The following is a 26013-nucleotide window of genomic DNA, read 5'->3' as shown; positions in this document are numbered from 1 at the left end:
ATGCCGTGCTCATGCATGTGCATGCCAATGAATGTAAGTATGTTTACTTGTACGAAGGGAATACTGAAAATCTAGGAGGTTGATAAGATGAATGCTAGTTGTTCAGAAAGTTGGCGGGAAGATCCGACACCAATAAGTCAGCAAGATTGCCAAGAGTGTGGGCTATATAACCAAGGGTCTCGTATGATTTGGGGAGAAGGAAATCCGAAAGCACCGATTATGATCATACTGGATAATCCGGGCGCACGAGAAGACCGTGAAGGCAATCCGATAGTTTGCGGAACGCGCCAAACGTTGAGACGGACCCTATCGACAGTTGGTTTGGAGGAAGAGTGGGTTTACGTGACATATGTTCTGAAGAGACGGCCCCTTCGTAAATATGACAAAGAGAAAGTGCGATCAGTTTGTATTCATCATCTAGAAACTCAATTGCAACAGCAACAACCTTCCCTTGTCGTCTGTTTAGGGAATGTAGCAGTTCAATCCTTTTTTCGAAATACCGAAGTGGACGTCAAAGGATTGCGCGGGGAGTGGCATGAAGTCAGGGGATTTAAAACTTCAGTCGCCTATCACCCACTTGCGGTAAGGCGTCGTCCGAATCTATCGACTATGTTTGAGGAAGACTTATCGTTTGTGGCGAAGGCGTTCCGTGAGTTAAACAGAATATATTAATTTGGAGCTACTCCATCCATGTAGAAATAGAGAGGGTATATATAGGCTGGTATCGGATCAGAAGGATGTCTGACTCTATACCAGCTCATTTGGATTATTATTTTAATAGTAAATATAAGGTATTATTGTTTATGATAATTCTTCATATTATTCTTCATAAATACAAGAACTTCCGCATGGAATGAACACTTAACTTCATTATAAAACTAGAATAGATTATATAAAAATAAAATTAATCGTTCACTTTCCTGACGTTTTATGTTTTAATAGATGATAACTTATATAGAAGAAAGCGAGGGGAAGGTAGTAGGGGACAATAGTTTTCGATCCTACTAGGAGTCTATTTTAAGTTCAGTATGTAGCGAAAAACTATGGAGGCTATAATAAAAGAAGTATTGCATTACTGTATGCTATACTATTTGTAAGCGCTTTCAAAATAAATGAATAGATCACTGATTTAATAGGGTCTGTTTATTAATAAAATATTAACTTTTATTAGAATTATTGGTTTTCTTACGGAGAAATAGGGTACTATTAAAAGGCATGAAAAATTGGCTAGTTAGCTAACTTAAAGGGGAGATGGAGAGAATGAAGAAATTTACCATGATGATGTTATTACTAGCTGTATCTGTACTAGTACTTGCGGCGTGTGGAAGTGATGAAGAGAAGTCAACTGAGAGCACGGATGATACCGCTTACAAATTAGTGAACGAAGGTAAATTCACATTTGCTGCGAGTGGTGTGTATAAACCGTTTAGTTATGAAGAAGACGGCGAACTTACAGGTTTTGATATAGAAATTGGAAACGCACTTGCTGAGAAAATGGGACTTGAAGCAAATCCCGTAACGAATCCTTTTGAAACTATTTTACAAGGTTTAGTTGGCAATAAGTTTGATGCAATTATCGGTTCAATGGCGTATACAAAAGAACGCGCGGAGCAAGCAGACTTCACGGAGCCTTACTATTATTCAGGTGGAATGATTTTCGTAGCAAAAGATAATGACGAAATTACATCTCCAGAAGACTTAAAAGGAAAAAAGATTGGTGTCATTGCACAGTCGACATATGAAGAGAGTGCCAAAGAACTATCGGATGATTTACAGTATTACACAAGTGATGTAGTCGCTTTAAAAGACTTAACGGTTAAAGGTCGCATAGATGCCGTTATTACTGCAGATATTGTTGGTTTTGAAGCAATCGAAAATGGATTCGAAATCAAAGAAGTCGACAAGCCGATGTGGGTAGAACAACCTTCTATTGCTGTAAATAAAGAAAATCCAGAACTAACAAAAGCGCTTGATGAAGCATTAAAAGAAATGATTGAAGACGGAACATATGAGGAAATTTCCGATAAATGGTTCGGACGAAATCTACTAGATATCGATCTAGAAGGTGTCGAACTATTGGAATAAATACAATCCTTATCTATTTTCTAGAGAGTTGGTGAGCCGGTGCCTGAGTTTTTACTTACATTTATGGATGTATTCAAAAGTACGTATAAAGGATTTTTAGAAGCAGGTCTATTAACGATTGAGATCACAGCGATTGCGATTGTCATTGGAACCGTCTTAGGTATCTTTTTCGCACTGATGAAGATCTCGAATTCAAAAATACTACAAACGATCGCAAATATTTACATTACACTAATTCGTGGAACGCCACTTATTGTACAGATTATGTTTTTATACTTCGGTATTACTTCAGTTATCGTATTAGATAACTTTTGGGCAGGAGCCATTGCTTTAGGCGTCCACAACGGTGCGTATATTGCAGAGATTTTCCGTGGATCTATTCAAGGAATTGATAAAGGTCAACGGGAAGCAAGTCTAGCACTCGGTATGAACAGTTCATTGACGATGAGACGAATTGTCTTTCCACAAGCTTTACGACGTGCGATTCCACCGCTTGGAAACCAATTCATCATTACATTAAAAGATTCGTCTTTAGTGTATGTCATCGGAGTATCTGAAATGTTTGGTGTAGCGAACCGAGTAGCTGCTTCGAACTTCAAGCAATTCGAAACGTTTCTCGTTGTAGGTCTTTATTATCTCATTCTCGTTCTTATTTTCAGCGCTCTATTAAAATGGTATGAGAACAAATTGGATGTAGATAAATAATGGAGGCGAATACGATGATTAAAGCAGAAAATATCCATAAGTCATTCGGAGATTTAAACGTGTTAAAAGGTATTGATATGGAAGTACATCGCGGTGAAGTAGTCGTTCTTATTGGCGTCAGTGGATCAGGAAAGAGTACATTCTTACGGTGCTTAAACTTCTTAGAACTGACGAATGAAGGCGTAATTACAATTGATGGAAAGAGTATCAATCAGAAAAAAGATAATTTAGCCAAGGTGCGTGCGGAGGTGGGTATGGTGTTTCAACACTTTAACTTATTCCCTCATAAAACCGTATTAGAAAATGTAATGGAAGCGCCTTTGATGGTGAAAAGAATAGACAAAGCAAAAGTGAAGAAAATGGCACTCGAAATCTTGAAAAAGGTAGGTTTATCCGATAAAGCGGACGTTTATCCGAATAAATTATCGGGTGGACAAAAGCAGCGAGTGGCGATCGCACGGGCGCTTGCCATGGAACCGAAAGTGCTATTATTCGATGAACCAACGTCTGCACTCGATCCTGAACTCGTCGGAGAAGTATTGCAAGTCATGCAGACGTTGGCAGAAGAAGGGATGACGATGATCGTCGTGACGCATGAAATGAAATTTGCTAAAAATGTAGCAGATCGAGTCATTATGCTAGACTCCGGAGTCATCATTGAAGATGCGGATCCAGATACGTTCTTTAACCACTCCAAAAATGAACGTACGCTGCAATTTTTAGAAATGGTGGATGTGTAAAAACGGGATTAAAACAACTATTCCGAAGTTACACGAGTTACTGAAGCTCCTTAACAACAGGAAACATTTAAATAATGAATAAAATTCTAGAATCCTCAAATCTTGAAACAAGGTTTGAGGATTTTTCGCGCTGTCTTTTTACTGTATAATTGAAACGCAGAAAAAAGAAATCAAGGAAATGAAAGAGCTGATCGAGGATTTGAAGAATAAAGATAAGAAATAGTAAGGAGAAATGAAATGAAGAATTCAATAAGGGATACTAGATTCCCAATCAAAGTCCATAGTTATGAGGTTTTCTATGAAGCACAATATTCAGCTAACCTAGCGTAGCGATATAACCGATCCTCCAAGCATTAGTGTTTATAATTCCACGATCTGGTCATACTGTCAGTAGAAATGGAAAGCACTTTGTCGAGGAGGAATACAGTGGAAAAGAAACAGCATAAACCAAATGACCGTCAAATGGAAGAGCGAGAAATACTTACGACGCGCCAAGGGCATCCTGTACAGGATAATCAAAACATCAGGACAATTGGTGACCGTGGTCCCGCTACGCTAGAAAACTATCATTACATTGAAAAAATCTCTCATTTTGATCGTGAAGAAATACCAGAACGAGTAGTCCATGCAAGAGGTTCAGGTGCTTTTGGTTATTTTGAAACGTATGGGAAAGCTGGAAATGAGCCAGTTGAAAAGTATACCCGTGCCAAAGTGTTTTCGGGTGCTGGGAAGAGAACGCCTTTAGTCGCTCGTTTCTCTACTGTAGCAGGCGCTAAAGATTCGCCAGAAACTGCACGAGATCCACGAGGGTTTGCGGTGAAAATGTATACAGAAGATGGCAACTGGGACCTTGTAGGAAATAATTTGAAAATCTTTTTCATTCGAGATGCAATGAAGTTTCCTGATATGATTCACGCATTCAAAGCCGACCCCGCTTCTAATATATCGCATCCGCAGCGCATGTTTGATTTTGTCTCTCGATCGCCAGAAGCTATCCATATGATCACATTTTTATTTTCACCATGGGGTATTCCCGCCACGTACCGTCATATGCAAGGTTCGGGTGTGAATACATACAAGTGGGTCAATGACAAAGGTGAGGCGGTTTTAGTGAAGTATCATTGGGAGCCGAAGCAAGGCATCCGAAATTTAACACAGGAAGATGCCGACGCTATACAGGCGAAAAACGTTGCACATGCGACGCAAGATTTATCTGAAGCGATCGAACGGAAAGAGTACCCTGAATGGGAACTTTTTGTGCAAATTATGGAAGATGGCTACCACCCAGAATTGGATTTTGATCCGCTTGATAATACAAAACTTTGGCCAGAAGAACAGTTTCCTTGGTTGCCTGTAGGGAAGATGGTATTAGACCGCAACCCTGATGATTTCCATATGGACATCGAGCAAGCCGCCTTCGGAACCGGAGTCCTTGTTGATGGAATGGATTTTTCCGATGATAAAATGCTTCAAGGCCGTACATTCTCGTATTCCGATACACAGCGTCATCGTATCGGCACGAATTATCTCCAACTGCCTGTTAATGCACCCAAAAAAGAAGTTCGGACAAACCAGCAACGTGGTCAAATGGATCATCGAGACCCAAGCGAGTCGGGAGACAATCCGCATATTAATTATGAACCATCCATGCTCGGTGGATTTAAAGAAGCAACAGGAGAAAGTCGTCCTCCGCATCGACCTACGTATAATGCAGCAGCGATGAGCTCACCGATTGACCGACCGAATAATTATGGACAAGCAGGCGAAACGTTCCGACAGTTTGAAGAGTGGGAACGAGAGGAATTAATTACTAACCTCTCCGATGCACTCGCAGCGTGTGATGTGCGTATTCAAGAAGCGATGGTCGATCACTTCACACAAGCTGATTTTGAATACGGACGTCTTGTACAAGCAGGTATTGAACGGAAAATGAAAGAGTTCGAAGGGATGGCGGCAGAACGTAAAGTCCCTGGTCGTGATGCGGGTCAATCGAGATTTGGACAAGGCACGCCCGATTCCAAAATGGCTGTGAAAGATGCAGTAGACAAAGGTCATGAAGCAGATCCTTATTGATGAAAAGGAATAGCTCTTTCTATCCAAGTTAAAATGTATGGTGAATAGCATCTGTATAGGTAACAAATGTGATTGTGCAAGCACTTACATTTGCGTCTTATATAGATGTTTTTTCATTTTCAAATCCTGATTTTTATATTGACAGTTTTATGCTGTATTCAACAAAGTAAATAACAGAGTAGTTAGATAGTTTACCAGAAAAATGATATACTTTATTTTAAGAAGTGTCTAAAGGAGATTGCGCTGAATGATCAACCTGTGCAAAAGATGAAAGAGCTAGTAGATCAGAATATTAGTTATCATAATAAAAACATACTGACATCCCACTAAAAAGATTGGGAGGTGAAGTTGTGAATAAGTCCTTTTGGATTCCATTACTAGTTTCATTTGGAACGATGGTAGTACTATATGTAATAGGTTTTATAGCGAATATAGATATTCTACTATTTAATTTCTCACTTTCGCATACTGAAATTTCACTACTACCGATCGGTGTTGGCATGGTAATGGGGTTTATTAGTGAAACTATTATCAAATCGAAATCACATGCCAACTAGTAAAGCATGTAGTGGCTAACCGTTGTACAGGAGACGAAGTAAGGGAAATACTATAATTCGTAATAAAAGGGGATCAGTGCATGAATATTTCTAACGTAGATGAAATCACTAGTCTGTATCGAAGATTAATAGACGCATGGAACAACCGTGATGCAAAAGGAATGGCTGAACTATTTACAGAACAAGGAATTCAAATTGGTTTTGATGGAAGTAAAATGGTTGGACGACAGGAAATTTTATCGCACCTTACATCAATCTTTGAAAAACATCCTACAGCACCTTTTGTAACGAAAGAGAAAGACGTTCGTGTAATCGGAACGGATACCGCAATCGTACAAGCTATTGCAGGGATGATTCCACCAGGTAAAACAGATATTGAGCCCACAGTAAATGCCCTTCAAACTCTAGTTACCGTTAACAAAGACGGCAATTGGAAAGTTGAGCTCTTCCAAAATACACCTGCACAATTTCATGGAAGACCAGAATTAGTTGAGCAAATGACAGATGAGTTAAGACAAGTAATGATTAATGACAAAGTCGTAACCGAATCATGTAAAAGGAACCGAGAGATTTGTGTTTCCTACTCTCGGTTTCACTGATGACTAATCATTATGTTTCTCTACATATTCTTTAAGTGCGAGTAGGTTTTTATCCCAATATTGTTCAAAGAAACGAAGCCAGTCCTTTAGTTCAATCAATGGTTCAGAATTAAGCATATAACGTGTTTCACGTCCAACCTTTTGACGGTGGACGAGGCCCGCATCAAATAGAATGTGAAGATGCTTATTTACTGCTGTGCGGCTTATAGGATAGAATTCCACAATATCGGTTATGGATAATTCTTTTTCAGCAAGCAGTTTTAACAGACTACGACGAGTGGGATCGGAAATTGCTTGAAAAATGTCTTGCGTAGATGGTTTCTCCACATTTAAGCCTTTACTAGATCAGGAAGTCTCTCTTTTACAATACGTTCCCAACCGCTTTCCATAAATCCACGAACGACTGTATGAGGTTGTTCAAATTCGGTTACTTTATTGGCATCCCAGCCAGAATGTATTAATGTAAGCTCCGTTTGCTCTTCATTCAATTTTTTTAATTCAATTAAAACATGCCAATCTTTACCCCAATCAAAGCCCAAACGAGTAGGGGGTTGAAGTTCTGTTACTGTACAAATAGAGTCACCGAATTGCCCTGTATGAAGTACAAATTCATGTCCTATAATGGGTTTAAGTGAATTTGGCATCCACCACGCTGCAATCCCTTCTGATGTAGAAACAGCTTCCCATACTTTTTCAAGTGGCGCATTAAGCACAATGGTTTTACAGATATCTTCTAATTTCTCCTGTGAATTCATCATTCAAACCTCCGTTTCATTTAACACTTTAAGGTGTCATGTTTTATTGTAACACCTAATAGTGTTAGGTAAACAATTTTTATCTAATTAACATAGTTTTTGTTTGGAATTAAATAATAAGTCAACAATTTTAAAATAAAACGAGCTGTTATTTTACTTTTTTTACTTACTAGACACAAATATGTACTAGGAAAAGTAGAAAATTAGGGATATGGAGCATAGTAATCTTCATAGAAAAGAAGTATATTCATTATATAGGTTAATATAATCAGATTTCATATTCTAGTATAGTTGTTTTACAGTAAATTAATTACATTATTTGACAATTAAATATTCGGGCGTTTTACAAAATATTAAACTTAGTCTTTTTACCTAAATTTTTATATTGTATAACCAGTATTTGTACTTTACTTATATATAAAATAGATAAGGCGGGGGATAAATTTGAACGAATTCGGAAATTGCCTACGGAAATTACGCACACAAGGACAGATGTCTTTACGTTACTTAGCAGAGCGCTCCAATCTTAGCTATTCATTCGTTGATTCTCTAGAAAAAGGTAGGTATAAACCTACACGTGAAGCGGTTTATACATTATCAGAAGAACTAAAAACCGATGCAAATATGTTATTGAAATTAGCAGGTTATGCAACCAATGAAACAGTGGATTAAGTGATTTCCTTCCTTAAAAAATAAAACATCTCCGAACGATGTAAATCTGAAACACGATGGCATGAATCCTCTCCTAGGATCGAGTAAAGTAGTTTATGAAAAAAATGGTTTTCACATACTCTTTTTAAAAGCGACTTACTTTACAAAAATAATCGATAGAATCATCTTTGCAAATATTAACAATTGTCAATAGTGTTTTATCTCAAAATATCATATACTTACTATGTAGTAGTTTTTCTATTCAGAATACTTTGTTGCTGACCATATATCGATGGTGGGTAATTGTATATCTGCCGAAAAATTATTAGCAGATTCTTCTCCAGTCCACGAAGCCTCTTAGCTAACTACAAAGGAGATGGGCGATATGCCGGCTTATATGGTTAATGAGTATTATATTTTTACTTCGTTTGAAGATATGTCTTCTCTTATACATGATATTATTCATTATTCTCTTTTGCCTGAACAACAACAACACCATTCATTTTCTGTGCTCACAGGTTGCTTAGATAAACAGGCACTTCAATTCAAATCAGATCAAGGATATTCTATACCTGTCCGCTATGAAAGTGAAGACGATATTTACTATTCACTATGACTAATTTGTTAGTAGAATTGAATAGTATGATTCGGAATCTACTTATTTCATAGACTTTCAAACCGATCAAAGTTGGTGAATTTACTGACTCGTGACGTCAATGTTTCTACTAGAGAATATGCATCTAAATAAAAGGCATTCCTTCGCTTAGAGCCGAGTGAAGGAATGCCTTTTATTAGTTTTATAGAATACTTCGAACGAACATCATTGGCACCATAAAAAGAGCGTTGGTTCTTCGCAAAAACAACGCCACAAAAGAATAACATCCACAAACTCTATTCTTTCCCAGAAATCCGCTCACTACTATCAACTTCCTGACCCACCATACGCTTTTCAAACGTCTTGCGCCAGCTCGGAGACAATTCTTCAACTTCTAGCAACCGACGAACACCTACTAAGTCCTGTTTATCATGATGCATCAGACGATTCGCTTCTGCCACCGTAATAGCCTGCGCCTGGCGTGTTAACGGAACTAATTTATCTTCGGGAGAAACCATTCCTTCTTGCAGCACCCGGAAATAAAATCCCGTATAGCCTGTATCCTGCACAAGTAGCGGCATGTCTTTTCGTTCATACACAAGCCCTAACTTAAAACACGGCTGGCGCGGCTGACTCACTTGCACAATTGCTTCACCAAGCTGAAACGAGTCCCCGATACAAACGTCTTGCTCCGTGATACCCGAAATCGTCAAATTCTCGCCGAACGCACCATACGAAAGCGGCCGATCCAGCGCGCGTTCCCAGTAGCTATAATGCGCAAACGGATACACACAAACCGCTTTATGCACACCCCCATGATGAACAAGATCCCCTTGGCCATCTCCTATAAAATTAACAGAAGATAAAAACACTGCCTCATGTACTGGCTCCTTGAAAAAGCCAGTCAAAACACTCTTTTTCCGAAAGTCCGTTTCTTTTGGTTTCCCTACATTCAATGAAAGAACCTTAATTGTTTCCATAGAATCTACCTCCTATGTATCTATTTAGTGTAAGTGTATCATCATCCAATATTTTTAGTAAACGTCTCTCTAGCTGAATATATAGCTTTATTAAGTTGAAAAGTGAATCGCAGCGAAACGGTGCTAACCCAATCTCCATTCATTAATCACCGTCGTATCCGTCCCATAACAATCCAACATTTCCTACTCATCTACCTTCCAAGTCGCACCCCCAACCCAATCAATGCTATAATAAATCCATTCTATATATTCACTACCTGTGCAAAGATTGATGGAGGGAACCTTACATGAAAACCGAAGCTAAACTACAAAAAGAAGCTATGAAAGTCCTTAAAGAGACAAGCCGTACATTCTACATACCAATCAAACTTCTTGAACCGAACGTTCGTGAAGCGGTAGCGTCTGCGTACTTGTGCATGCGCGCAATCGACGAAATCGAAGATCATGAACAGCTCGACGTGACGATCGTGATCGACTTGCTGAACAAAGTAAGCGACATACTCGACCGCACGATCGCGACAGGAGAATCAATGGCCGCTGCACTTGAAACGTTATTCGCACCATACCGCGAGCAATTGCCGGAAGTGACATTGCGCTTAGCTGATTGGGTAGAGTTCTGCCCAGCGACAGCACGCAATAAAGTTCTGGAATCGACTGCGATCATGGGTCGAGGCATGGCAGAATGGGCTGGAAAAGACTGGGTCATTCATACACGTGAAGACCTCGATGATTATACGTACTACGTGGCGGGGCTCGTTGGCGTAATGCTAGCCGATATTTGGCGCTGGTATGACGGCACGGAGACGGATCGCGACTTGGCAATTGGCTTTGGCCGTGGATTGCAGTCGGTCAATATTCTGCGTAACTACAAAGAAGACGCAGTACGTGACGTCAATTTCTTCCCGAATGACTGGAAGTTGCCGGAGATGTTTGCGTACGCTGAAGAAAATTTGGCGCTAGCAGACGCATATATTGAAGACATTCATACAAAGACGATTTTAAACTTCTGTAATATTCCTTTGGCTCTGGCGCATAGTACGCTAGATGCACTGAAAGAAGGACGCGAGAAGATGACGCGCCTGGAAGTAGTTTCGGTCGTCAATAAAGCGATACAAAAGTAAGCGTGTAGTAGGGAAAGGGGGAAAGCGATGCTAGATTTACTGATCATCATGATCGAACGAGTCGGAATGATTGTGGCAGTCGCTTTCCTTTTGACTCGTTTCCGATTTTTCCAGAATATGATTCACCAAGATGGTTTGGATCGTCGGCAAGAGCTGACGGCCATTCTATTTTTTGGGTTATTTGGGATTTTTGGTACTTATTTTGGCGTGGCGCTTGATATGCAAACGCTTCATTTCGAGAATATGTCATGGCAATTGCATTCTGATGAAGCAATTGCGAACTCCCGTGTCATCGGCGTCGTCGTGGCGGGATTGCTTGGCGGTTATCGACTTGGTATCGGTGCCGGTTTAATTGCCGGGATTCACCGTATGTCACTAGGCGGCTTTACTGCAATTTCATGTGGTGTGGCGACGATTATTTCCGGGATAGTCGCAGGATACTTCTATAAAAAGAACAAGCACATCAGTCCACTCATGGCATTCGGAATCGGTGCAGCAGCGGAAGCGTTGCAAATGTTACTCATTCTCGTGATTGCTCAACCGCTCGAGAAAGCGCTCACATTAGTGCAGGCGATCGGTTTACCAATGATTCTCGCAAATGGTCTTGGGACGGCGCTGTTCATGCTCATTGCGTACAGCGTGATAAGTGATCAAGAGAAAGTGACTGCATTGCAAGCGCAGAAAACATTGCGTATTGCAGATCAGACGCTTGGCTATTTACGGACAGGCATGCGAAAAGACACAGCTACGGCCGTCTGCGGCATTCTGATGGATGAGCTCAAGCCCGGTGCTGTCGCGATGACGAATAAAACAGAGATTCTCGCATTCATTGGAACAAAAGGAAGTATTGCGCACGGACCGATTCAGACAGACATTACACGGCAAGTAATCCAAGAAGGCAAGCTCATCGTGACCGATTCTATCCTGAATGAATCCCCCGACGTACCCACGTTTGGTGCGGTTGTCATTGCGCCGCTTAAAACACGTGGTGAGACGGTTGGGACATTGAAATTATTCTATCCTTCGCGTAAAGCAATTACGGATGTGACGATCGAATTAATCGCAGGACTCGCTGAATTACTCAGCAATCAACTCGAAATCGCTGAAGCGGATCACGCCTATCAACTTGCGAAAGAAGCGGAAATCCAAGCACTGCAAGCACAGATCAGTCCGCATTTCTTATTTAATTCGTTAAATATTATCATTTCATTGATCCGGACAAATCCCGATGAGGCGCGTAAATTACTATCGTCATTGTCATTCTTCTTGCGTCAGAATCTTGAAGGTACGACTGCGAAGATGGTGACGTTACAACAGGAATTAGCGCATGTTGAAGCGTATTTGATGATTGAAGAAGCGCGTTTCATTGATAAATTGAAAATTTGTATCGATACCGATCCGCACGTTATGCAGGTGAAGATTCCACCACTGACGTTGCAACCGATTGTGGAAAACGCGATGACGCATGGTATTAAAGATCTTGATGAACATGCGATTGTCCATATTTCTATTCATGAAATCGATGACGCGATTCATATTATAGTAGAAGACAATGGAAAAGGAATCGACAGTGAGCGACTGTCACGGCTTGGCGAGGAGAAGGTCACGTCTGAAAAAGGGACAGGTCTCGGTCTGTATAATGTCAATCGGCGCCTCATTATGTCGTTTGATGAGCGTTCAGCGCTTGCTATACAGAGTACGCCGAATGAAGGAACGAAGATTTCCTTCCAGATTCCGAAGGTGGAGGTGGAGGATCATGACGGAAATCCGGGCATTGGTCGTAGATGATGAACGGTACGCGCGTGAAGAGTTGATTTATTTATTGGGACAATTTCAGTCGGTTCACATTGTCGGGGAAGCGGATTCGGGTGAGGCGGCGATCGTCAAGGCGATGCAACTGCAACCAGACATAGTATTTCTCGACATTGAAATGCCGAAAGTCGATGGCATGGAAGTAGCAAAGACGCTTGGCGCACTGAAAAAAGTACCGTTGATCGTCTTCGCTACTGCTTATCCGCAGTTCGCAGCGGAAGCGTTTCGAATTCATGCGACGGACTATTTATTGAAACCGTATGATGAAGATCAGTTGCGCCAGACGATTGAACGTGTGGAAGAATTGCTTCACCCGCCGATTGCTACGCTACCAAAACGAATTGATCGGCTGCCTGTTGAAACGGAAGGCGAGATCCACTATATTCCGGTGCAAGATATTCTATATGTACATCGTGATGATAAATGGACAAAAATTGTTACGGTGGCGAAAGATTACGAGACGCGCATGACATTAAAGGATTTGGAGCAACGGTTGATTCCTGCGTCGTTCTTTCGTATACATAAAAGTATTATTGTCAACTTGGCGCACGTCAGCAGTTTGACGCCTTGGTTCAACGGAGCGTATCAGCTGGAGATCGATCAGCGAGCAGAAAAGCTGTCTGTCAGTCGCAATTATGTCAAAGAATTACGTCAACGTCTAGAAGGATAATCATCTCGTAACCTGTTAATCTCCTGGAGTGCATCTTACTTCGCGATTTTGACATGTTACGAGATTTTGTCATGAATTGGACACCTTTCTATTATAGTTATTGTAAGCGTTATCACTTTAAGGGAGGGAAAGAAGCTATGATTACATTTTTATTTTCTATCGTATTATTAATAGTCGGATACTTTACGTATGGTAAGTACATCGTCAAAATGTTCGGCGTTAAGGAAGACCGTGCGACACCAGCGTATACAAGCGCAGACGGAGTCGACTATGTGCCGATGAGCACAAGCAAGAACTCATTGATCCAGTTACTAAATATTGCAGGAGTTGGACCGATTTTCGGACCGATCATGGGTGCGTTATACGGCCCGGTTGCATTTATCTGGATCGTTGTCGGCGCGATTTTTGCAGGCGCTGTACATGATTATCTAACAGGTATGATTTCGATCCGAAACCGCGGAGCACACTTGCCTGAACTGGCAGGAAAATTTCTCGGGAAATTTATGAAGCATATCGTCAATGCATTTGCATTATTATTACTCGTCTTGGTCGGTACGGTATTCGTTTCGGCACCAGCAGGACTGCTGTACAACTTGATGAACGGTTGGATGGCAATGGGTATTATCGTTGCACTTATTTTTCTATATTATATTTTGGCTACATTATTACCGATCGATAAAATCATCGGTCGCTTCTATCCTATCTTCGGCGCACTACTTGTGATCAGTGCAGTCGGAATCGGTGGCATGATGGTCATCAAAGGCGTTCCAATTCCGGAATTAACATTTGCGAACTTGCATCCGGATAATATTCCGATCTTCCCGTTATTATTCTTAACGATTTCATGCGGCGCATTATCTGGCTTCCATGCGACGCAGTCTCCGATCATTTCTCGGACAACAAAGAAAGAAAGCGAAGGACGAAAAATTTTCTACGGTATGATGATTGCAGAAGCTATTATCGCAATGATCTGGGCAGCGGCTGGTATGGCGTTGTTCAACGGTATTACATTAAGTGAATTACTTGCAGCTGGCGGACCCGCAGTGATTGTTAGTGAAGTATCCACTGTCATGTTAGGTGCGGTTGGTGGTACACTCGCTATCCTCGGAGTCATCATTCTACCTATCACATCGGGTGACACGGCTTTCCGTAGCGCGCGAATGATTATCGCAGACTACATTAAATATCCACAAGCGAAAATCTTGAGCCGTCTATGGATCGCACTTCCGATGTTCGCTATCTCTATTGCACTGACACGTATAGACTTCAATATTCTATGGCGCTACTTCTCCTGGGCGAACCAGTCCACGGCAGTCATCGCGTTATTCGTAGGTGCTATGTATCTCTTCATTGCCGGCAAGAACTACTGGGTCGCACTCATACCCGGAACGTTCATGCTGATGGCCACGATGACGTATATACTAAACGCAGCCATTGGATTCGGATTACCGATGAACGTAGCCCTTATAGGTGCAACCGTCATCTCGATCTTCCTCGTCGCCCTATTCTTCAATGCCGCAGTGAAAGCCCGTGCTGCTCAGATTCCACTGGAAGAAGATATTACAGGCTGGGAAATCACACGAACTGTTTAAACGAATGAATACAACCTGTTGAGCTTCGGCTTAGCGGGTTTTTTTATGGAGATATATAAAGACGCTCCGTTATGATACACTACTAATTAAAGAATGTTAGTTTACACAATAAGTGTCTTTTATACAATTAAAATAACTAATGATACTAATAGTGTAAATATACACTATACATGTAAAGGAGGAATTCGACGTTGAATAAGCAGACAGTCATAGACTTGGTGTCGCCCCGCTTGAAATTAATTCGGACGGAAATGGATTATACGCAAGATCAGATGGCGGAGATTATGGGGATTTCTAAGAAGACGCTTGTACAGTTGGAGAAAGGTCGCCAGGAGATTGGCTGGTCTACAGCGGTCGTCGTTTGTGCGTTATTTCGCGAGAGTGCTCTGCTGCGTTCGGTCATGGGTGAAGATCCGATTGAGCTAGCTGAAATGGCTGTGCATGAAGAGATTCATTCACGGGAAACTGCAGCGAGTGCATCGATTAATTGGTGGACGGAAGTGGGTCAGTGGCAGCAATATAAGTTACAACAGCATACAGCAGGTGGACATTACCGCATTATCGCAGCGGACAATAAGCGGTTATTTGGTACGGGAGACCGAGAAAAAGCGTTAGCTGAATTCAAGAAATATATGGATATGTCGTAGTTGTTATATGAAAATAATTCATGAAAAACAGAAGAAAAACGACTGTACTCTTTTACGAGTATGTCGGTTTTTCGATGTGGAATGAGAATTTCTGTGCAGTTGTAAATAGACCTTTTTCATATATGCGTTCTTCGAATTCCACATGATCGTCGCAGTCGATCGATAGCACTGTCGTACATCGTGTACCGTAATCTTTCGACGCAATGAATATAGAAGACAACAAGCTTTCGAGATCTTCTCCGACGCCTGTATCAGGCAGTTGTTCAGTCGGGAAACGTTCCGCTCGTTGCATCATAGCGAATAACACGTCAGGATCGATTGTCGTAGTCTGTTCCAAATACTCCGCAAGCAACGCTTTCGTTTTATCTACTTTCGGCCATGGTGTATCGAGCAATGCGTTGCTCAGTCCGTGTGTGCCGTGCGTGATATGTTGGATCGATTGTTCGATATTCGAGTAATAGAACATCTCTTCAGCAGATCCAGCGAGCACGTTGCAGCCTGCGTAATCGTCTCGATTCGTATGCAGTTGCTCCATGAACGATTGCGCGGACAAATCCGATTGTAAATAGGAAGAGACGATATGACCGCGCGAACGCTTGCCTGTTTCCGGTCGCGTGAAGTCTCGGTAGTTCGTTAATGCGGCGACTTTTCCTTCTGTATTGACGCCAAGCCACGTACCCATTTGTTCTAAATCACGTCCTGCCAAGACGTTCGGGTAATCGCTCCAAAAGTCTGCTGGTGCTGTTGGACGACGATACGCTTCGTCTCGGTTCGCCATCAGAACCAATTTATACTTCGGATGGCTTTGTAATTGGAATGCCAGTAAACACATGTCACTCACCTCGTTTAGTTATGTATAAAATTAGTGTATCACGGGCAGTTTTGTTTGGCGACTGTACAGACAGTATGATAAACACGATAGCAAACAAAGCTGTTGATTGTTTGGAACACTATTGAAGTTACGAATTGTAAGAGGTATCATAAGAGTTAACGAACAAACAATCATCGGATTTGTTTGTGATAACTAAAAAGATGATAGGAGTGCGTACTACATGGAAATCATTGAAACGTTCTGGGAGGCTTCATTAGATGAATTAAAGCAGGGTTATATAGAGAGCAACACTTCGTATGATTGTTTGTTATGTGGCAAGCAAATGGAAAAAGGCGTGATTTATCCGTACGAGAATGCGTTGTATGAAGCGGAGCGATTTATGCATGTACATATCGAACATTCCCATCAGTCGGTGTTTGCGTATTTGCTTGAGCTCGATAAGAAATGGTCGGGGATTACGGATCATCAAGGGGATCTATTGCGTTTATTCTATCAAGGGAAAAGCGATAAGGATATCCAGGAAGAATTGGAGATCGGCAGTGCGACGACGGTTCGGCATCATCGGTTTGCGTTGAAAGAAAAAGAACGTCAGGCGAAAGTGTTTCTTGCGATGATGGAGTTATTGAGAGAGCGAGAACAATACGTTCCGGCTTTCATTCCGCCACATAAAGCATCGCAGTTATTTCATGATGATCATTCGGTTGCGGAGGAAGAACAGCAAGCGATACTGCGAACGTTTTTCCCTGATGGAATGGATGGTCAGTTAAAAGAGATGCCAGCGACAGAAAAACAGCGACGTATTATTGTCCAGGAAATCAGTAAACGCTTTGACGGAGATATTTCGTACAGTAAGCATGAAGTGAATGATCTGCTGTCAACAATACATGAAGATTTCATTACATTGCGTAATTATTTAACCGAATATGGCTATTTCGGTCAGACGCGTAACGGCAATCAATATTGGCTAAAGTAAGCTTCCGTTTGAATGTTATCAGGTTTAGAAATTATGCAGGTGGGAAGACTAGGAGTAATCGCGAAAGGAGCGGAAGTAAATGACTGCAAAAGACACAGTGATTAAAATTTTGAACGAAAGTATGACGGGCACAATGGCAACGGTGGACAACAACAAGCCGTATAGCCGCTACATGACATTCATGAGTGATGGATTGACATTGTATACACCTACTAATAAGAAAACGGAAAAGGTGGATGAGCTGGAGGATAATCCCAACACGCACATTCTACTTGGATATGACGGTGAAGGATTCGGTGATGCGTACGTGGAATATTCTGGCCATGTAACGATTTCCGATGATGAGTCATTGAAGGAAAAAATCTGGAACGATCATATGAAAGCATGGTTTGATGGACCAGAAGATCCGAATTTGGTTATTTTGAAAATCGAACCGGAAGCGATCCGTTTGATGAACAAAAAAGGCCAACCGCCAGAAGATATTTCCCTGTAAATAATGAGTAGGCTATAAAAGTATAGTTGAATACTATATCCCGAAAGTGAGAGGTTATACTCCCACTTTCGGGATATTTTTATGTAGCTGGCAAGTTAGCCAAAAATATGTGCAAAACCCGCGGATTTCCATTGCTTAAAGAGGTCAAATGCGGGTATACTCTATATAAGAACACTTGTTCCTTTGAGGAGTGAACGACATATGAAGCCGTTACCAAATAAAAAAATAGCCTGTCTTGACATGCGTAGCTTCTACGCGAGTTGTGCTGCGGCAATGGAAGGGCTCGACGTCATGAAGGTGCCGATTGCGATCGTCGGTAATATCGAGCGCAAAGGCGGAGTCGTGTTAGCTGCCTCACCGCCACTGAAAAAGGAGTTCGGCATTACGACTGGCATGCGTTTGTATGAGATTCCGGACGATCCGAGCATTCGTTTGATTGAACCGAAAATGCAGTTTTATATAGATGTCTCGATGGAGTTGACGAGATTATTGAATCGCTATGTGCCAAAAGAAGCGATTCATGTGTATAGTATCGATGAAAGTTTTGTGGACTTTACGGGCACCGAAAAGCTTTGGGGGCCTCTCGAGAATTTGATTTTCCGGATCCAAGACGAGTTGTATCGGCAATTCGAGTTGCGTTCAGCTTGCGGCGTCGGGCCGAATATGTTGCTGTCGAAACTTGCGCTGGATTTGGAAGCGAAGAAAACAGGGATCGCGCACTGGACGTATGAAGACGTGCCGGAGAAGTTGTGGCCAGTTGCCCCGCTTCATAAAATGTGGGGGATCGGCAGAAGAGTGGAGCGAACGCTTGAAGACATGGGCGTTTACTCGGTCGGTGATCTCGCGCATACACCACTCGAAAACTTGGAGAAGAAGTTCGGTGTGATGGGCAATCAATTATATTATCACGCGCATGGCATCGATTATTCCGAACTTGGTTCCGTCTTGATCGAGGGGCAAGTGAGTTACGGCAAAGGTCAGACGTTGTTGCGCGATTATACGACGGCGGACGAAGTATTAGCCGTTTTGCTTGAGATGTGTGAAGATACCGCGATGCGCGCACGCCTTGCAAAAAAGAAAGGACGTACGATCACGTTGTCGTTTGGCTATTCGAAGCACGCGTTAGGTGGCGGCTTCCAGCGACGAAAAACGCTGCCGGAAGCGACGAATGAAACGCTGGCGATTTATCGCGTGTGCCAAGAACTGTTTGAAACGTTCCATGATGGCAGACCCGTCCGCCATATTTCCGTTAACTTGTCGAATCTTGAAGAAAACGACAGTTTCCAGCTGAGTTTATTCGAACCTTCGAACTGGAAACAGCAAAAAATCGGTCAAGTGATGGATGAAATTCGTGTGAAGTACGGATCAGCTGCCATTCTTCGCGCGGTTTCCGTTACGCCAGGCGGTACAGCCTATAGGAGAAATCAATTAATTGGCGGTCATTATAAGTGAAGAAACTAGCAAATGGACTAAGGGATCTAGTGGAGTACGGATAATATACTTCAGAAACTGAAACATTCAAGTTCCGTAACTTTCGATATGATACGAACTTTGCTAAAATCAAATAGCAAGCACCAATAAAAATACTGCAATCGATGCAATGCAGATCAAAGGAGGAAAGCCAGTGAAAGTATTACTGGATTTACGCTGGTTTTTTTCCGAGAGAAAAAAACAGTACAGCATAGGGATCACCGCGCTAATGATTGTCGCGTTACTGCAATTGGCACCCCCGAAAATCATCGGTTATATTGTCGATGCGGTGGCGAAAGATGAACTGACCGGAGCCATGCTGACACGCTGGATGATTATTCTGATTGTGGCAGGCGTCTTGATGTATGTCTTGCGTTATGTATGGCGTGTGATGATTTTCGGATCCTCTGTGTATCTCGCGCGCGTCATGAGAGAACGGCTGTTTATACACTTCACACGCATGTCGCCTTCATTTTATCAGCGACGACGCGTAGGGGATTTGATGGCACACGCAACGAATGACATCAACGCAGTGCAGCAAACGGCAGGTACAGGGATTCTGACACTTTTCGATTCGATTTCGACAGGTGGATTCGTCATCCTCATGATGGGCTTTTCAATTAGTTGGAAATTAACGTTGATCGCCCTCGTGCCGATTCCCGTGATGATTATCCTGACGAGTTATTATGGACGATTATTACGTAGTCGATTCCGCGTAGCGCAGGAAGCATTTTCCGATTTGAACGACAAAGCACAAGAGAGTATTTCAGGTATCAAAGTGCTAAAGACGTTCGGTCAACAAAAGGAAGATGTTGAATCGTTCACGAGACGTTCGGAACAAGTCGTCAAGGAAAATATGCGTGTGGCGAAAGTCGATGCGCTGTTTGATCCGACGATTGCCGGAATTTTCGCGATCTCATACGTCCTATCTTTTTATTTCGGGACACGTTTTATTATGTCGGGTGAATTGTCGATCGGTGATTTGGTTGCGTTCACTTCCTATTTAGGACTTCTGACATGGCCGATGTTGGCGATTGGTTTCTTGTTCAATATCGTTGAACGAGGAAATGCGTCGTACAGCCGAATTCAAGATTTGCTTTCGGTTGAGCAAGGCATTCAAGATCGTCCGAATGCGGTGAGTCAATTACCGCACGGAGATATCGTCTTCGCTCTCGATACGTTCTCGTTCCCAGATGATAAGCGGGCATCGTTGCGCAATTTACACTTTACGATCAAGCAAGGGGAAACACTGGGCATTATCGGAAAGACCGGCTCAGGGAAAACCGCAATTCTCAAGTTATTAATGCGAGAATTCGAAGGGTATACAGGAACGATTACGTATGGTGGCATTCCGATCACGCGGTATAAGAAAGAATGTTTACGCCAAGCAATCGGCTATGTGCCACAAGACCATTTCTTGTTCTCGACGACACTCGGTGAAAATATTGCCTTTACGAACCCGAAGATTGATCCAGAGAAAATTGTGGCGGCTGCGAAATCCGCGCATATTCACGAGGACATTCTGACATTTGAAGAAGGCTACGAGACGATGGTTGGAGAACGTGGCGTGTCATTATCCGGTGGACAGCGTCAGCGTGTGTCGATTGCACGTGCGTTGCTTATGGATCCGGAACTTTTATTGCTGGATGATTCATTATCCGCCGTCGATGCTCGGACAGAAGAAGCGATTCTTCGTTCATTGAAAGAAGAAAGAACGGGTAAGACGACTATCATTACGTCGCACCGCTTAAGTGCGATCCAGCACGCTCATCAGATTATTGTTCTTGATGAAGGTGAAGTCGTTGAAATTGGCGACCATGAAAGTTTAATCGCACAAAACGGAATATATAAAGAAATGTACGATCTGCAACAGCTAGAGTCGATCGTAGAGCAAGGAGGCGGCGCAGATGAATAACAAACAGAAGATGTCCGCCAGGGATCAGTTCAAAACATTCATGAGGCTAGCGAAATACGTCTTGCCGATGAAGAAAAGTGCACTGATCGCGACTCTATTATTGCTGTTGACGGTAACATCGACGATTCTTGGACCTCTAGTGATCCAACGATTCCTCGATGACTATGTCGTACCTCTAAACTTCCCAGCGAAAGAAGTATGGATTATTGCACTGATCTACATCGGACTACAACTCGTCAATATTGTCGGGTCGTATTTCCAAACATTGCGATTCCAAGAGCTCGCACTCGCGATCATCCAGCAAATCCGTATCGATGCGTTCTCGAAAGTTCAGAAGCTTGGACTGCGGTACTTCGATCAGACACCAGCTGGCGGAATCGTTTCACGTGTAACGAATGATACCGAATCAATCAAGGAAATGTTCGTCAGTGTGGCGGTTACGTTCATGCAGGCGATCTTCGGAATTGTCGGCGTCTACATTGCGCTCTTTACGCTAGACGGAAAACTCGCGCTCTATACGCTGATCCTGTTGCCGCTATTCCTCATTCTTGTATCGGTCTACCGCTATTACAGTGCAGACTTCTATCAAGATATCCGAGAACGGCTCAGTCAGTTGAATGCGAAAATCTCCGAGTCCTTATCCGGTATGGGCATGATTCAAGCCTTTCGCCAGGAGAAGCGCTTGTCTGACGAGTTCATTGAAGTCAATGAAGGACATTACCGCGTCGGACTGCGAAATATTCGTTTCGATAGCTTGATGCTTGGGCCGTTTATCGACTTGATGTATGCCTTATCTATCGTGGCAGTACTGAGTTATTTCGGAACGGCCTCGCTTACATCGGTCGTCGATGTCGGGATTATCTATGCGTTTACTACGTTGCTAAGACGCCTATTCCAGCCGATCAATCAAGTGATGCAACGTTTGTCGATGTTCCAACAAGCGATTGTATCTGCGTCACGAGTATTCGCGTTGATCGATAATCCGGAAATTGAACCGAAACAAAAAGCAGCATCTACACAAGAGATTCAAGAAGGTACGATCGAATTCCGTAATGTAACGTTCAGTTACGACGGCAAAAATGATGTACTAAAAGACATTTCCTTTACCGCGAATGCAGGCGAAACGGTCGCACTTGTCGGTCATACAGGAAGTGGAAAGAGTTCGATTATCAATCTATTCATGCGTTTCTATGAATACGAGCGCGGCGACATCTTCATTGATGGCGTATCGCTAAAGGACTATCCAATAGAAGAACTGCGGAATAAAGTAGGACTCGTCCTGCAAGATCCATTTATGTTTTATGGTGATATCGCAAGCAACATCCGCCTGCATAACGAAGAGTTGACAGATGAAGACGTGCGAGAAGCTGCAGAGTTCGTCCAAGCCGATCACTTCATTGGAGAGTTGCCGAACGGTTATGAACAAAAAGTGACAGAACGCGGCTCGACATTATCAAGTGGTCAGCGTCAATTGATCGCGTTTGCGCGGACGATTGCGATGAATCCGAAAGTGCTCGTGCTGGATGAAGCGACAGCGAACATCGACACGGAAACAGAAGTCGCGATCCAAAAGAGTCTAGAGAAAATGCGCGAAGGACGTACGACGATTGCGATTGCTCACCGTCTAAGTACAATCGCTGATGCCGAATTAATTCTTGTACTCCACCACGGCGAAATTGTCGAGCGGGGAACACACGCAGAGTTACTTGCGCAAAAGGGATTGTATTACACAATGTACGAATTGCAGAATGGTACGCAAGATTAAGCATGCACGATTGTCAAAAAGATTTCACAATCTAATGAAGCGTAATCTAGCCTTTTGTTTGGTACGATAGAGTGGGAATGTTGGCGATTGCCGACATTCTACTTGTCCTACTGTTAAAGGAGGAATTTTGTTGGGGACGGATGTTAATATTTTCTTTGCGTTTGGAGCAGGTTTCCTGAGTTTTATTTCTCCATGCGTATTACCACTATACCCGGCCTTTATATCGTATATCACCGGCATGTCACTGGATGACCTCGGGGATAAGAAAAAGGGAATGAGCCGTGCAGGTATGCTGCATACGCTATTCTTTTTACTCGGATTCTCGATTGTATTTATTATCTTAGGATTCAGTACATCATTTATCGGATCGATCTTCTTACAATATCAAGATTTGATTCGTCAGCTGGGTGCGATTTTCATCATTATCTTTGGATTGATGACGATTGGATTATTCAAACCGGAATTCCTTATGAAAGAGAAAAAATTGCAATTTAAGAATCGTCCTGCGGGTTATCTCGGTACCGCGCTGATCGGTCTAGCGTTTTCAGCTGGATGGCAGCCATGTATGGGGCCGATCATCGGCGCTATCATCTACCTAGCAGCATCCAATCCAGGATCTAGTATGTTGTATATGATGTTGTATGTACTCGGCTTTGCTATTCCTTTCTTCTTCTTGTCTTTCTTCATCACAAGAATTGGCTGGATTCGCAAACACAGTATGACCATTACCAAAGTCGGTGGTTACTTGATGATCATTTTCGGTATTATTCTGTTCTTCAACGGAATGGTCTATTTCACAAGTTTGTTAAGCCCGATATTTGGGGATTTCCAAGGATTTTAATTTAGTCTGGTAAGCAGAAAAGAGGTGTAGTATGAAAGAAATTACTTCTTTTGAAGAGTGGCAACATATATGGAAAGAGACGCCACAGTTTCTATTGTTCGTGAAGACCAATAATTGTTCCGTTTGTGAAGGACTTTACCCGCAGGTGGCGGAACTCGAAAGCGACTATCCTTTCGATTTTTATCGTGTTAACGCAGCGGAAGTTCCAGAAATGGCGGGACAGTTGTCACTCTTTACTGCGCCGGTCGTCTTATTATTTAACGAACAGAAAGAATTGACGCGTTTCGCACGAATCGTGCCAATGAATGAGTTGAAAAGACGCCTCGATGAGCTAGTGCAGTGGGGGAACGTAGATGAATAAGATACAAGAAATGATAGATTATGTTTTTACCACTATTCCTTCAATCTATTTGATTATCGGTTCAACGGTCGTCTTTCTCGTGATGACGACATTCGTCTACACGATGCGGGCGAAGGCGTCGAATAAGCCGATTCAGGCGAAGAAGATTATTTTACCGCCACTGTTCATGTCGACGGGAATGTTCATGTTCTTGTTCGACGAGTTCCAGGTGCCGTGGACGCAAGTAGTCGAAGCGAGTTTGGTTGGCGTGATATTTTCCACGTTCTTGATTTATACGACGAAGTTCGAGCTCAAGCATGACGGAATTTATTTGAAGAAGTCGAAGGCGTTTTTGATTATTCTGCTCAGCTTGCTGGTGATTCGCATGGTAGGTAAAATTGTGCTGAGTAACTCGATCGACGTCGGCGAGCTCGGCGGCATGTTCTTCATCCTAGCGTTCTCGATGATTCTGCCATGGCGGATCGGGATGCTGGTGAAGTATAAGATGCTTGAGAAGAGTATGGTAATGAAGAAGTCGTCCTTGTGACGGCTTCTTTTTTTGCAATGGAAATGAAGGGGGAGAGGCTGGCGGTAGTTTTGGGGAGGGGATTTGTGCTTCGGAGGGGACGCTTTCCTAGAGGGCTCGCGGTGAGCCAACTGTTCGCTGCGCTCTCTTAGTTGTCTCGCCTGTCGAGCTGATCCTCTGGGAGTCGCCCCTCCTACGCGCCAATCCCTTGCAAAGTAAGTGGAACATACTTTTTGTTGTGCATTAAAGTTAGACTTATAATCTATTTTGAACTAGAACTAGAAATAGAACTAGAACTAGAACAAGTCAAGATACAACAATAATTCACGCATAGGCTCTAGTGAGTGATCTAAGTACTCACACTATCAACGTAGGATGGAAGCGGAAGCTGGCGGACGCTTTCCCATGACGTAGCCCCCTAACTCACTGAACTTATGAACTTGAACTTAATTACTCAAAACCAAAAAACAGGACGCCCCATCAATAGGGACGTCCTGTTTTTGCATAGTCACGTAAATAAGTGCTCATAAGGCTGAATATCAATTTCCATCTGCTTGAGCTTCTTGCGCAAGAAATTATGGTCGCGCTTCGGTGTAGCCAGAATATAGCCCTTGATAATATGATCAAATTCAATAGTTTTGGCACGGTCTTCTAACGCAATCTCGCCGATCTTGGCACCGATCTTCTGCTTCGCCACATCACGGAATAACTCCGGCACAGGCGTAACCAGTTCGTTGAGCATACTCTTCGCTTCGTCATTCCATAAATGCAACGACTCGTTGACATAATGCTCTTCCCAATCCAACGTCGATTTTCCGTCTTCTTTCGGCAATACTTTCAGGAACTTCCGGAACATGAAGAATCCGCCGATAGCGAATAAGCCGATCATCACAATACCCCAAAATATAATAAACCACATAAATAGGTCTGGCACGGTTTTTTCACCTCTTCCATTCTATCTTCCATTATAAAAGCAATTGAGAAATATTTCACTACTAACGTATCCTTTTCGTCATTTGTCTCTATATAGCGGATGAAAGGAGGTGATAGACATGGCAGCAGGACTAGAATTCAGCCAGGCTACGGCAAAGGTTCACTTTAACGCAGGCGTAAACGAGAAAGGTCACTTCATTCGCAAGATTAAAACGTACAAATTCATCAACGACGACGCAACACCGGCGAATATGTACACCGCTTTGACACAACTTGCATCATTATCTAGCTATCCATTAATTCAGCTTGAGAAAGTTGTAACAGAAGATCTTCATAAATAAAA

At 42.5% G+C, this 26013-nt stretch carries 27 protein-coding genes and 1 pseudogene; 23 read left to right on the top strand and 5 right to left on the bottom strand.

The window, feature by feature from the left end; all coding sequences use genetic code 11:
- Window positions 1-87 precede the first annotated feature (87 nt).
- The 7 genes and pseudogenes from CSV69_RS05300 to CSV69_RS05270 all read left to right on the top strand — a co-directional run.
- A complete protein-coding gene (locus CSV69_RS05300) occupies window positions 88-672 on the top strand; it encodes a uracil-DNA glycosylase (RefSeq protein WP_085426159.1) in 585 nt (194 codons plus the stop codon).
- A 588-nt stretch (window positions 673-1260) separates the two neighbouring features.
- Window positions 1261-2085: a transporter substrate-binding domain-containing protein gene (locus tag CSV69_RS05295; protein WP_085426160.1), complete on the top strand. Its 825-nt coding sequence runs from the start codon at window positions 1261-1263 to the stop codon at window positions 2083-2085.
- A gap of 63 nt (window positions 2086-2148) precedes the next feature.
- The gene (locus CSV69_RS05290) at window positions 2149-2790 is read left to right on the top strand and encodes an amino acid ABC transporter permease (RefSeq protein ID WP_085428940.1); all 642 of its coding nucleotides are present in this window, start codon (window positions 2149-2151) and stop codon (window positions 2788-2790) included.
- A 14-nt stretch (window positions 2791-2804) separates the two neighbouring features.
- A complete protein-coding gene (locus CSV69_RS05285; RefSeq protein WP_085426161.1) occupies window positions 2805-3530 on the top strand; it encodes an amino acid ABC transporter ATP-binding protein in 726 nt (241 codons plus the stop codon).
- A 462-nt stretch (window positions 3531-3992) separates the two neighbouring features.
- Window positions 3993-5603 (top strand): catalase, encoded by a 1611-nt coding sequence (locus CSV69_RS05280; RefSeq protein WP_099692927.1) that lies wholly within the window; start codon window positions 3993-3995, stop codon window positions 5601-5603.
- A 350-nt stretch (window positions 5604-5953) separates the two neighbouring features.
- Window positions 5954-6160: an ATPase gene (locus CSV69_RS05275; RefSeq protein WP_099692895.1), complete on the top strand. Its 207-nt coding sequence runs from the start codon at window positions 5954-5956 to the stop codon at window positions 6158-6160.
- 80 nt (window positions 6161-6240) lie between these two features.
- Window positions 6241-6684, top strand: a pseudogene (locus CSV69_RS05270) (SgcJ/EcaC family oxidoreductase); the annotation flags it as partial.
- 78 nt (window positions 6685-6762) lie between these two features.
- Here the strand turns inward: CSV69_RS05270 and CSV69_RS05265 are convergent.
- Entirely contained in the window at window positions 6763-7086 is a 324-nt protein-coding gene (locus CSV69_RS05265; protein ID WP_085426164.1) for an ArsR/SmtB family transcription factor, read from the bottom strand.
- A 2-nt stretch (window positions 7087-7088) separates the two neighbouring features.
- Complete coding sequence (locus tag CSV69_RS05260; RefSeq protein ID WP_099625200.1) at window positions 7089-7514, bottom strand: SRPBCC family protein; 426 nt, start codon at window positions 7512-7514, stop codon at window positions 7089-7091.
- Window positions 7515-7958: 444 nt separating this feature from the next.
- On the opposite strand from CSV69_RS05260, the gene CSV69_RS05255 reads away from it, so the two are divergent.
- On the top strand, window positions 7959-8186 hold the full coding sequence (locus tag CSV69_RS05255; protein WP_099692893.1) for a helix-turn-helix domain-containing protein: 228 nt from the start codon (window positions 7959-7961) through the stop codon (window positions 8184-8186).
- Window positions 8187-8550: 364 nt separating this feature from the next.
- Window positions 8551-8781, top strand: coding sequence for a hypothetical protein (locus tag CSV69_RS05250; RefSeq protein WP_099692892.1), 231 nt, complete (start codon window positions 8551-8553; stop codon window positions 8779-8781).
- A 275-nt stretch (window positions 8782-9056) separates the two neighbouring features.
- Here CSV69_RS05250 and CSV69_RS05245 read toward each other — a convergent pair whose 3' ends face one another.
- Window positions 9057-9740: an MOSC domain-containing protein gene (locus tag CSV69_RS05245; RefSeq protein WP_099692891.1), complete on the bottom strand. Its 684-nt coding sequence runs from the start codon at window positions 9738-9740 to the stop codon at window positions 9057-9059.
- A 287-nt stretch (window positions 9741-10027) separates the two neighbouring features.
- Between CSV69_RS05245 and CSV69_RS05240 the strand changes: the two genes are divergently transcribed.
- The 5 genes from CSV69_RS05240 to CSV69_RS05220 all read left to right on the top strand — a co-directional run bounded on the left by CSV69_RS05240 (window position 10028) and on the right by CSV69_RS05220 (window position 15582).
- The gene (locus CSV69_RS05240) at window positions 10028-10861 is read left to right on the top strand and encodes a squalene/phytoene synthase family protein (protein ID WP_099625203.1); all 834 of its coding nucleotides are present in this window, start codon (window positions 10028-10030) and stop codon (window positions 10859-10861) included.
- A 27-nt stretch (window positions 10862-10888) separates the two neighbouring features.
- Window positions 10889-12649 (top strand): sensor histidine kinase, encoded by a 1761-nt coding sequence (locus tag CSV69_RS05235; protein ID WP_099692890.1) that lies wholly within the window; start codon window positions 10889-10891, stop codon window positions 12647-12649.
- On the top strand, window positions 12618-13343 hold the full coding sequence (locus tag CSV69_RS05230; protein ID WP_369823939.1) for a LytR/AlgR family response regulator transcription factor: 726 nt from the start codon (window positions 12618-12620) through the stop codon (window positions 13341-13343). The genes CSV69_RS05235 and CSV69_RS05230 overlap by 32 nt, the downstream gene beginning before the upstream one ends.
- Window positions 13344-13480: 137 nt before the next feature.
- A complete protein-coding gene (locus CSV69_RS05225; protein WP_085426172.1) occupies window positions 13481-14935 on the top strand; it encodes a carbon starvation CstA family protein in 1455 nt (484 codons plus the stop codon).
- A 191-nt stretch (window positions 14936-15126) separates the two neighbouring features.
- Window positions 15127-15582: a helix-turn-helix transcriptional regulator gene (locus CSV69_RS05220; protein WP_099692889.1), complete on the top strand. Its 456-nt coding sequence runs from the start codon at window positions 15127-15129 to the stop codon at window positions 15580-15582.
- A 52-nt stretch (window positions 15583-15634) separates the two neighbouring features.
- Here the strand turns inward: CSV69_RS05220 and CSV69_RS05215 are convergent, their stop codons facing one another.
- The gene (locus CSV69_RS05215; protein ID WP_085426174.1) at window positions 15635-16414 is read right to left on the bottom strand and encodes an NRDE family protein; all 780 of its coding nucleotides are present in this window, start codon (window positions 16412-16414) and stop codon (window positions 15635-15637) included.
- 220 nt (window positions 16415-16634) lie between these two features.
- Between CSV69_RS05215 and CSV69_RS05210 the strand changes: the two genes are divergently transcribed.
- The 8 genes from CSV69_RS05210 (at window position 16635) to CSV69_RS05175 (ending at window position 24758) form a co-directional block, all read left to right on the top strand.
- Entirely contained in the window at window positions 16635-17387 is a 753-nt protein-coding gene (locus tag CSV69_RS05210; RefSeq protein ID WP_085426175.1) for a DUF2087 domain-containing protein, read from the top strand.
- 79 nt (window positions 17388-17466) lie between these two features.
- Window positions 17467-17880: a pyridoxamine 5'-phosphate oxidase family protein gene (locus CSV69_RS05205; RefSeq protein ID WP_099692888.1), complete on the top strand. Its 414-nt coding sequence runs from the start codon at window positions 17467-17469 to the stop codon at window positions 17878-17880.
- 201 nt (window positions 17881-18081) lie between these two features.
- On the top strand, window positions 18082-19332 hold the full coding sequence (locus tag CSV69_RS05200; protein WP_099692887.1) for a Y-family DNA polymerase: 1251 nt from the start codon (window positions 18082-18084) through the stop codon (window positions 19330-19332).
- A 172-nt stretch (window positions 19333-19504) separates the two neighbouring features.
- Window positions 19505-21265, top strand: coding sequence for an ABC transporter ATP-binding protein (locus tag CSV69_RS05195; RefSeq protein WP_099692886.1), 1761 nt, complete (start codon window positions 19505-19507; stop codon window positions 21263-21265).
- Window positions 21258-23030 (top strand): ABC transporter ATP-binding protein, encoded by a 1773-nt coding sequence (locus tag CSV69_RS05190; RefSeq protein WP_099692885.1) that lies wholly within the window; start codon window positions 21258-21260, stop codon window positions 23028-23030. The genes CSV69_RS05195 and CSV69_RS05190 overlap by 8 nt, the downstream gene beginning before the upstream one ends.
- 130 nt (window positions 23031-23160) lie before the next feature.
- Window positions 23161-23871, top strand: coding sequence for a cytochrome c biogenesis CcdA family protein (locus CSV69_RS05185; RefSeq protein WP_099692884.1), 711 nt, complete (start codon window positions 23161-23163; stop codon window positions 23869-23871).
- Between the two features lie 31 nt (window positions 23872-23902).
- A complete protein-coding gene (locus CSV69_RS05180; protein ID WP_085426181.1) occupies window positions 23903-24232 on the top strand; it encodes a thioredoxin family protein in 330 nt (109 codons plus the stop codon).
- The gene (locus CSV69_RS05175; RefSeq protein ID WP_099625210.1) at window positions 24225-24758 is read left to right on the top strand and encodes a CcdC family protein; all 534 of its coding nucleotides are present in this window, start codon (window positions 24225-24227) and stop codon (window positions 24756-24758) included. The genes CSV69_RS05180 and CSV69_RS05175 overlap by 8 nt, the downstream gene beginning before the upstream one ends.
- Window positions 24759-25245: 487 nt before the next feature.
- Here CSV69_RS05175 and CSV69_RS05170 read toward each other — a convergent pair whose 3' ends face one another.
- On the bottom strand, window positions 25246-25656 hold the full coding sequence (locus CSV69_RS05170; protein ID WP_085133516.1) for a DUF2621 domain-containing protein: 411 nt from the start codon (window positions 25654-25656) through the stop codon (window positions 25246-25248).
- Window positions 25657-25789: 133 nt separating this feature from the next.
- Here CSV69_RS05170 and CSV69_RS05165 point away from each other — a divergent pair, with 133 nt between their 5' ends.
- On the top strand, window positions 25790-26011 hold the full coding sequence (locus CSV69_RS05165; RefSeq protein ID WP_099692883.1) for a DUF1659 domain-containing protein: 222 nt from the start codon (window positions 25790-25792) through the stop codon (window positions 26009-26011).
- Window positions 26012-26013 lie beyond the last annotated feature (2 nt).

The organism is Sporosarcina sp. P26b (assembly GCF_002743245.1).
GTDB classification, from domain to species: Bacteria; Bacillota; Bacilli; order Bacillales_A; family Planococcaceae; genus Sporosarcina; species Sporosarcina ureae_C.
The sequence above is the reverse complement of the archived record's forward strand: the minus strand, read 5'-3'. Positions and strand labels throughout refer to the sequence as shown.

Bases quoted from the DNA above. Each gene is read 5' to 3' on its own strand.
- CSV69_RS05245 (WP_099692891.1), bottom strand. From the start codon at position 9,740: ATGGAAACAATTAAGGTTCTTTCATTGAATGTAGGGAAACCAAAAGAA.
- CSV69_RS05295 (WP_085426160.1), top strand. From the start codon at position 1,261: ATGAAGAAATTTACCATGATGATGTTATTACTAGCTGTATCTGTACTA.
- CSV69_RS05240 (WP_099625203.1), top strand. From the start codon at position 10,028: ATGAAAACCGAAGCTAAACTACAAAAAGAAGCTATGAAAGTCCTTAAA.
- CSV69_RS05190 (WP_099692885.1), top strand. From the start codon at position 21,258: ATGAATAACAAACAGAAGATGTCCGCCAGGGATCAGTTCAAAACATTC.
- CSV69_RS05285 (WP_085426161.1), top strand. From the start codon at position 2,805: ATGATTAAAGCAGAAAATATCCATAAGTCATTCGGAGATTTAAACGTG.
- CSV69_RS05290 (WP_085428940.1), top strand. From the start codon at position 2,149: ATGGATGTATTCAAAAGTACGTATAAAGGATTTTTAGAAGCAGGTCTA.
- CSV69_RS05210 (WP_085426175.1), top strand. From the start codon at position 16,635: ATGGAAATCATTGAAACGTTCTGGGAGGCTTCATTAGATGAATTAAAG.
- CSV69_RS05175 (WP_099625210.1), top strand. From the start codon at position 24,225: ATGAATAAGATACAAGAAATGATAGATTATGTTTTTACCACTATTCCT.
- CSV69_RS05205 (WP_099692888.1), top strand. From the start codon at position 17,467: ATGACTGCAAAAGACACAGTGATTAAAATTTTGAACGAAAGTATGACG.
- CSV69_RS05165 (WP_099692883.1), top strand. From the start codon at position 25,790: ATGGCAGCAGGACTAGAATTCAGCCAGGCTACGGCAAAGGTTCACTTT.
- CSV69_RS05215 (WP_085426174.1), bottom strand. From the start codon at position 16,414: ATGTGTTTACTGGCATTCCAATTACAAAGCCATCCGAAGTATAAATTG.
- CSV69_RS05235 (WP_099692890.1), top strand. From the start codon at position 10,889: ATGCTAGATTTACTGATCATCATGATCGAACGAGTCGGAATGATTGTG.
- CSV69_RS05200 (WP_099692887.1), top strand. From the start codon at position 18,082: ATGAAGCCGTTACCAAATAAAAAAATAGCCTGTCTTGACATGCGTAGC.
- CSV69_RS05260 (WP_099625200.1), bottom strand. From the start codon at position 7,514: ATGAATTCACAGGAGAAATTAGAAGATATCTGTAAAACCATTGTGCTT.
- CSV69_RS05225 (WP_085426172.1), top strand. From the start codon at position 13,481: ATGATTACATTTTTATTTTCTATCGTATTATTAATAGTCGGATACTTT.
- CSV69_RS05170 (WP_085133516.1), bottom strand. From the start codon at position 25,656: ATGTGGTTTATTATATTTTGGGGTATTGTGATGATCGGCTTATTCGCT.
- CSV69_RS05300 (WP_085426159.1), top strand. From the start codon at position 88: ATGAATGCTAGTTGTTCAGAAAGTTGGCGGGAAGATCCGACACCAATA.
- CSV69_RS05250 (WP_099692892.1), top strand. From the start codon at position 8,551: ATGCCGGCTTATATGGTTAATGAGTATTATATTTTTACTTCGTTTGAA.
- CSV69_RS05230 (WP_369823939.1), top strand. From the start codon at position 12,618: ATGACGGAAATCCGGGCATTGGTCGTAGATGATGAACGGTACGCGCGT.
- CSV69_RS05180 (WP_085426181.1), top strand. From the start codon at position 23,903: ATGAAAGAAATTACTTCTTTTGAAGAGTGGCAACATATATGGAAAGAG.
- CSV69_RS05280 (WP_099692927.1), top strand. From the start codon at position 3,993: ATGGAAGAGCGAGAAATACTTACGACGCGCCAAGGGCATCCTGTACAG.